Source organism: Vibrio sp. R11-SG3-ISO3-SZ (assembly GCF_059834345.1).
In genome coordinates, this window is sequence record NZ_JCBDGX010000022.1 from 21,901 (window position 1) to 28,177 (window position 6,277).

Annotated in this window: 9 protein-coding genes; 5 read left to right on the forward strand and 4 right to left on the reverse strand. The window is 49.3% G+C overall.

Annotated features, from left to right (window positions below):
- Positions 1 to 210: 210 nt before the first annotated feature.
- The 3 genes from AC6R1O_RS03080 to AC6R1O_RS03090 all read right to left on the reverse strand — a co-directional run bounded on the left by AC6R1O_RS03080 (position 211) and on the right by AC6R1O_RS03090 (position 2,959).
- Complete coding sequence (locus AC6R1O_RS03080) at positions 211 to 1,344, reverse strand: flagellin (protein WP_500632297.1); 1,134 nt, start codon at positions 1,342 to 1,344, stop codon at positions 211 to 213.
- Between the two features lie 127 nt (positions 1,345 to 1,471).
- Positions 1,472 to 2,374: a Dyp-type peroxidase gene (locus tag AC6R1O_RS03085; RefSeq protein WP_500632774.1), complete on the reverse strand. Its 903-nt coding sequence runs from the start codon at positions 2,372 to 2,374 to the stop codon at positions 1,472 to 1,474.
- A 105-nt stretch (positions 2,375 to 2,479) separates the two neighbouring features.
- Positions 2,480 to 2,959 (reverse strand): DUF2919 domain-containing protein, encoded by a 480-nt coding sequence (locus AC6R1O_RS03090; RefSeq protein WP_500632305.1) that lies wholly within the window; start codon positions 2,957 to 2,959, stop codon positions 2,480 to 2,482.
- 133 nt (positions 2,960 to 3,092) lie between these two features.
- On the opposite strand from AC6R1O_RS03090, the gene AC6R1O_RS03095 reads away from it, so the two are divergent.
- Together AC6R1O_RS03095 and AC6R1O_RS03100 are read left to right on the forward strand one after the other, a co-directional pair.
- Positions 3,093 to 3,416: a DUF2956 domain-containing protein gene (locus tag AC6R1O_RS03095; RefSeq protein WP_500632773.1), complete on the forward strand. Its 324-nt coding sequence runs from the start codon at positions 3,093 to 3,095 to the stop codon at positions 3,414 to 3,416.
- On the forward strand, positions 3,400 to 3,759 hold the full coding sequence (locus tag AC6R1O_RS03100) for a DUF4156 domain-containing protein (RefSeq protein ID WP_500632772.1): 360 nt from the start codon (positions 3,400 to 3,402) through the stop codon (positions 3,757 to 3,759). Before AC6R1O_RS03095 ends, AC6R1O_RS03100 begins: the two co-directional genes overlap by 17 nt.
- A 47-nt stretch (positions 3,760 to 3,806) precedes the next feature.
- Here AC6R1O_RS03100 and AC6R1O_RS03105 read toward each other — a convergent pair whose 3' ends face one another.
- On the reverse strand, positions 3,807 to 4,094 hold the full coding sequence (locus tag AC6R1O_RS03105) for a winged helix-turn-helix domain-containing protein (protein ID WP_334555233.1): 288 nt from the start codon (positions 4,092 to 4,094) through the stop codon (positions 3,807 to 3,809).
- A gap of 200 nt (positions 4,095 to 4,294) precedes the next feature.
- On the opposite strand from AC6R1O_RS03105, the gene AC6R1O_RS03110 reads away from it, so the two are divergent.
- From AC6R1O_RS03110 to AC6R1O_RS03120, 3 genes are read left to right on the forward strand one after another with little or no spacing between them, the layout of a single operon-like run.
- A complete protein-coding gene (locus AC6R1O_RS03110; RefSeq protein ID WP_500632771.1) occupies positions 4,295 to 4,642 on the forward strand; it encodes an ArsC family reductase in 348 nt (115 codons plus the stop codon).
- Positions 4,643 to 4,700: 58 nt separating this feature from the next.
- On the forward strand, positions 4,701 to 5,834 hold the full coding sequence (gene dapE / locus AC6R1O_RS03115; protein WP_500638853.1) for a succinyl-diaminopimelate desuccinylase: 1,134 nt from the start codon (positions 4,701 to 4,703) through the stop codon (positions 5,832 to 5,834).
- A 2-nt stretch (positions 5,835 to 5,836) separates the two neighbouring features.
- Entirely contained in the window at positions 5,837 to 6,271 is a 435-nt protein-coding gene (locus AC6R1O_RS03120) for a M15 family metallopeptidase (protein WP_500656470.1), read from the forward strand.
- Positions 6,272 to 6,277: the final 6 nt, after the last annotated feature.

The window sequence follows — 6,277 nt, forward strand, 5'->3', positions numbered from 1 at the left end:
AGTAGTTCTCTCAAAGTTACTTTTATTAACGGCGTGAGGCGGAAAAGCTTGAGACATTTTTTTTGTTTTTTTCGAAAAAAAGGCAGTTGGGGAGGAAAACGTGATTAACGGGCAATAATCGTTAAAAAATTCATTTTTTCGCTAAAGCTTTATTTCGACCTGTCGATACCTTTCTCTTTTTTGAGATTTTTGTTTTCTCAACAATGACGATTAATTCAACAGCGTTAGCGCCAGATCGGGTTGCTGTTTCGCCTGGGCAAGGATGGAGGTACTCACTTGTTGCAAGATTTGCTGTTTGACCATCTGCGTCGTCTCACGTGCGTAGTCGGTGTCCTTAATGCGGCTGTTCGAGGCGGCAAGGTTTTCGTTGATATTGCCTAGGTTGTTGATCGCATGGTCAAAGCGGTTTTGCATTGCGCCTAATTCTGCTCGATGGCTATCGACGTACTGCAGCGCCGTATCAATCACTGACACCGCTCGTTGCGCGCCGCCGACGTTGGAAATATCCAGATTATCGACCGCCTCGTAGCCCACCAGCCCCAGTTGCAATTCATTGGCTAAGCTGCCCGAGAAAGATAAGGTTCCTGATGTTTCTTTACCGGCGATAAACAGTTGCAGTTGCCCTTCGTCATTCACCGAGGCGGAGACTTTATCCGTTTGCCCATTGATGTAAGTCGCCAGTTGCTCTATGTCATCACCCTGTTTGGCTTTTATTTGAATTTGTTCTTGCTCACCTACGGCGTTGGTGTACTGAATATTGAGCATCGATGCCCCTTGCGAGACCTGCCAATCTGAACCTGCAGATAAGCCAGCGCGGTAGCTAAACCCGCCCATCGCTAGGGTGTCGGTGCGCATGCTTTTTAGTGACACCTGAACCGCCTCCCCTGAGCTAGCACCGATTTGAAACGAAGAGGTTTCAAAGCCACCATTGAGCAATTTTCGCCCACCAAAAGAGGTCGTTTCTGCTATTCGATTCAATTCGTCGTTTAAAGCGCCCATTTCTTCTTGTAGCGCCTGCCTTTCAGCTTGACTGTTCGAGCCATTGGCCGACTGCAAAGAGAGATCGCGCATACGCTGCAAGATGGAGGTCGTCTCTTGCATCGCCCCTTCCGCGGTTTGCATGATTGAAATGCCATCATTGGCATTGCGCATTGCAACATCGAGCCCGCGCATTTGTGACTCAAGACGATTAGAGATTTGTAAACCCGCCGCGTCATCTTTGGCGCTATTGATCCGACTGCCCGAAGAGAGCCGCTCCAACGATTGATTGAGCATCTCTGTCGCGCTACTCAAATATCGCTGCGCCGTCATTGCTGACACGTTGGTGCTTACGGTGATCGCCATGATTTCACTACAAATTCAATTAAAGTCCTACAGGTTATATCGGCCAATCACGCCATTCTTTAATGACAAATATGAAAAAGCCGAAGCTGGATGCTTCGGCTCTCGCGTTTAAGCTTTATGAGGGAGATTATTTGACGCTTACCGCCGTCAACATTGCCTCAGAAGGCGCGAAGAAGTAAGCCCCGGTGACCGCGGTGGTAAAACGCAACAGTTGATCCGTCTTGCCATCTGTCACACCGTACATACTCTCAAGCATCGCTTTGAAATTGTGCAGCGTATTACAGTAAGCAATGAAGAGCAGACCATGCTCACCCGATACTGAACCATACGGTAAGCTGTGACGCACAATTTTCAGTCCTTTCCCCTCTTCTTTGATGTCAACGCGGCCAACATGCGATGCCGCTGGCACGTCATCTAACTCAATAGAATCCGGTTTTGTACGACCGACCACTTTTTCTTGCGCTGACACGTTAAGGCGATTCCATGCAGGTAAATTGTGCACGAAGCGCTGAACCATCACGTAACTACCGCCGGCGAATTCACCTTCAGGGATGATCGCCACTTCATGACGTTGCCCCTCTTTCGGGTTTTCTGTGCCATCGACGAAATCGGTCATATCACGAGAGTCTAGGTAGCGGTAACCGTATGTCTCATCCACAATCTCGACCTCATCGGCCACCTCCGCCATCAGCGTACGCAGAAGGTAAAAATGCAGGTCATGACGCAGTGAGTGACAGTGAATCAGCACATCGACATCACTGCTTGGCGCCACCACACTACCCGTTCCCAAAACAGGGAACGCCATCAATTCACTTGGCATTGGCGCATCGAGCTGCGACCAAAATGCGTGCGTAAACGCAATCGACAAGGTTAACTGTGCGCCCGGTTGCTGCTGATTGAGCTCAGCCACCTTTTGCGGCAGAGCTTGAAGCTTTTCAAGCACCCCTTGCGGATTCTGTTTGATTTTGAGAAGTGTGTATTGAGCAAATGGGCCAGCCTCAGGGAGAATGGCACTTTGTGGCGATGACATTGTTATAACCTCACGTATTTATTGTTCTTTATCCCATTACGTTGGGAGATCAGTATCTGTTCAATTCTTCTTTAACGGTGAATGCACGATTTACGTAGATGCCTTTTACGTAGATGACTTGGTTGACTCATTTTCGACGCCAAGCTGAAAACAATCTTTCACACTGCGACTGTTAACTAGATAGATAATGAGCCAAGTCAGCAATAACCCGATACCACCCTGTGTCCAACTGAAGGCACCGTGATGCAAGTATACCTGGTAAGCCCACTGCAACCACTGAGCAACCGCAATGACTAAGGTGAGCGGGCGACCGTAATACAGTAAACGAGTGAGCCAAGTGCGCTCGGGACTGCGCAAACCATAAAGCCACATCAACGCAATCGTCGGCAACCCCATCAGTAACCCAAGATAGAGACCCGTTTGATTAGGGTACACGATAGTCAGTATCTCACTTCCGGACTCTCGACTGGCGCCAGCGACGACGAAGACAATCCAAGCGCGAGCAAGAAAAAACCACCCTAGCCATAGCCATTTTGGCGCTTTTAAAAAACCGTGTTGATCATAGTGTTCGATGGCGTAGCGCACGACGTTATTCATTTTCTAAGACGACTAACCCACACTGTAAAGTAAAAGCCGCCACTTTGCGACCCGCAAGCCCCCACAAGCCAAAGCGGCGTGCTATGATAAGCCTTTGTTTACTTTCTCAATAAAGACAGCCATGAAAACCAGCCCTTCACCTGAAACCAAGCAAGACGCGCTAGCCATCGCAAAAGCGACGCAAAAGCCGGGGCAGACCAAACTTATTGCTCAAGGGATCGAGAAAGGCATCGCATTGTATAAAAAGCAGCAAAAAGAGAAAGCTCGCCAAGCGGATAAGGTTCGTAAGAAAAATCAGAAAGCCAAAACCGCGCCGACACAGGAAGTGGCGCTTTCCCCTGAACCACAATCGGTTCCTTCTCGCTCAAAGACCAACACTTGGCTCCCTTGGGGGCTACTTATCATCAGTTGGATAGGATTTATTGCTTATGTCGTTAGCCAATAAACATCGCACTTTACTTAACTTTTGCGCGCTCACCTTTTGCGGACTTGCATTGGTAGGGTGCGCGTCACCGAGCATGAGCCTCGACCCTGCGGCGCAGCACGTTCATCTTCGCCAAGATGCCACCTTTGATCCTCTGCGATGTCAGTTCCTTGGTGAAGTGACCGGCAGTGAAGGCCATTGGTACAGCTACTGGTTCTTTGCCAACAATGTGATGATCCAAGGTGCAACCAATGACATCAAAAACCGTGCTCACGCACTAGGCGCAAACACGGTGTATATGGTTTCTCCGCAAGATTTCGTGACTTCATTTACACTCATGGGCAACGCCTATTTGTGTCCGTAAACGAGTACCTGGTATGAGCGATGCCCCGAGTGGGTTCCACTCACTGGCTAAGCTTTAAAGCCCAAACTGGCTGCGATGTCTGAGCGGCGCTCAATCACCCACTGGCTGTCAAACGGACCCCAGTCTGAAAGCTGGTAATAGCCGTCATTATGGCGGCGTCCATCTTGAACAAACATCAATTCAATACCGATACCGGGCAACGCTTTGATCACATCTTGTATGGTGCGGCGTGGCCACCCCGTCTGTTCAATCAGCTTGGGGACATTGGGCCTTTCTAAATTTTCAACGAGCAGTGCAAGATATAGGCGTCTTGCAAACACAGGACTCAACTCCATTGATAACCTCCTAAAGATTTCTATGGTCATTATTTCTGTTTTGCCTGGCGATGTGTTGCGTTTGATCAATAACTCGACAATCGAAATTCGTTGCAACACATTTTTTTTGCTCAATGAAATATATCGATCACACTTTTGTCTCGTTGCTCAGTTCCTGCTACGATGCGAAAACAATAAAAACAGTCATAAAAAGGTAAGTCATGACCATCACTATGTACGGAATTCCTAACTGCGATACGATCAAAAAAGCCAAAAAATGGTTGGAACAACAAGGCATTGAGTACCAATTTCATGACTATCGCAAACAAGGCATAGAAACGAACCTCGTCGAGCGCTTTTGCCAACAGCTTGACTGGCAGCAAGTCCTCAACAAACGCGGCACCACATACCGCCAGCTCAGCGATGAGCAAAAAGCCACTTTAGACAAAGAAACGGCCGTGTCGCTGCTCGTTGAGATGCCAGCGATGATCAAACGTCCGATTCTCGATGTCGACGGTACGCTCCACCTTGGTTTCAAAGCAGACCAGTACACAGCGATTTTTTCGTAGAATCCCTCATATTGCATCACCCACATTGTATTGAAATAAATAATTAAGGAACTCAAGGATGACAGATAGCCCAACATTGGCTCTCGCAAAAGATTTAATTAGCCGCCAGTCGGTGACCCCAGAAGATGCCGGCTGCCAAGACGTAATGATTGAACGCTTAAAAGCCTTGGGATTTGACATCGAAGTGATGGTGTTTGAAGACACCACCAACTTCTGGGCAAGACGAGGAACTGATGCGCCGCTGTTTGCCTTTGCAGGCCACACCGACGTCGTGCCTGCGGGTAAGATAGAACAGTGGCAGACGCCCCCTTTTGAGCCAACCATCAAAGATGGCGTCTTATTTGGTCGCGGTGCAGCGGACATGAAAGGCTCACTGGCCAGTATGATTGTAGCGGTGGAGCAGTTTATTACTGAACATCCTGATCATAAGGGGTCGATTGGTTTTTTGATCACCTCAGACGAAGAAGGCCCCTTCATCAATGGCACTGTGCGCGTGGTTGAAACCTTAATGGCACGCAATGAGCACATTGATATGTGTATCGTTGGCGAACCATCCAGCACAGACATCGTTGGCGACGTAGTGAAAAATGGTCGTCGTGGCTCCATCACCGGCGATTTGACTGTTAAAGGTATTCAAGGCCACGTTGCCTACCCGCATCTTGCCAAAAACCCAGTGCATGAGTCGCTGCTCGCCATTCACGAACTGGCCACGACAGAGTGGGACCAAGGGAACGATTATTTCCCACCCACCAGCTTTCAGATCCCCAATGTGCACGCAGGGACCGGAGCTTCTAACGTCGTCCCCGGGGAGTTCAACGTTCAGTTTAACTTGCGTTTTAGTACCGAACTCAATAACGACACCATCGTCAAACGCGTCCACGACACATTAGACAAGCACCAACTCGACTACGATCTGAAATGGACATTCAATGGTGACCCGTTCCTAACCGATACCGGTGCGCTACTTGACGCTGTTGTGGATGCGGTGGATGCGGTCAACCAAACGAAACCGCAACTCCTCACGACGGGCGGCACCTCAGACGGCCGATTTATTGCCCGAATGGGGGGGCAAGTGGTTGAGCTTGGTCCGGTCAACGCAACCATCCACAAAGTGAATGAGTGTGTAAAAGTCGATGATCTTGAAAAGCTGACATTGATGTACCAGAAAACGCTCGAAAATCTGTTGGTGTAGTCATGACGCCCTCGCAACTGACCGGCAAAGCCTCCGATCACCTGGAAGAGGTGTTGGTGGGAGAAAAAGCGTTTCTGGTGCACCCGAACGCCACACACGCCTTGCTGACGTTAAGAAAAGCGGCACTTGAGGCTGGATTTGACCTGTGCGTTGCGAGCGGTTTTCGGGATTATGATCGGCAAAAAGCGATTTGGAATCGAAAAATGAGCGGAGAGGCTGCCGTGCTCGACAGCCACAGCCGTCCGCTCGACGCTCAATCGCTCACCATTGCAGAGCGCATCCATATCATCATGCGCTGGTCAGCGGTGCCAGGCGCGAGCCGCCATCATTGGGGTACGGATTTCGACGTGTATGCACGTAACTTACTTCCTCGGCATACTTCTCTAAAACTGGAACCTTGGAGGTGCTGTTCATGCCACCTGTTGAGTAGTGATTAACCTTAG

What these genes read in the sequence shown, in the direction of transcription:
- AC6R1O_RS03120 (WP_500656470.1), top strand. Translation starts at nt 5,837, where the DNA reads ATGACGCCCTCGCAACTGACCGGCAAAGCCTCCGATCACCTGGAAGAG.
- AC6R1O_RS03080 (WP_500632297.1), bottom strand. Translation starts at nt 1,344, where the DNA reads ATGGCGATCACCGTAAGCACCAACGTGTCAGCAATGACGGCGCAGCGA.
- AC6R1O_RS03110 (WP_500632771.1), top strand. Translation starts at nt 4,295, where the DNA reads ATGACCATCACTATGTACGGAATTCCTAACTGCGATACGATCAAAAAA.
- AC6R1O_RS03100 (WP_500632772.1), top strand. Translation starts at nt 3,400, where the DNA reads ATGTCGTTAGCCAATAAACATCGCACTTTACTTAACTTTTGCGCGCTC.
- dapE (WP_500638853.1), top strand. Translation starts at nt 4,701, where the DNA reads ATGACAGATAGCCCAACATTGGCTCTCGCAAAAGATTTAATTAGCCGC.
- AC6R1O_RS03095 (WP_500632773.1), top strand. Translation starts at nt 3,093, where the DNA reads ATGAAAACCAGCCCTTCACCTGAAACCAAGCAAGACGCGCTAGCCATC.
- AC6R1O_RS03105 (WP_334555233.1), bottom strand. Translation starts at nt 4,094, where the DNA reads ATGGAGTTGAGTCCTGTGTTTGCAAGACGCCTATATCTTGCACTGCTC.
- AC6R1O_RS03085 (WP_500632774.1), bottom strand. Translation starts at nt 2,374, where the DNA reads ATGTCATCGCCACAAAGTGCCATTCTCCCTGAGGCTGGCCCATTTGCT.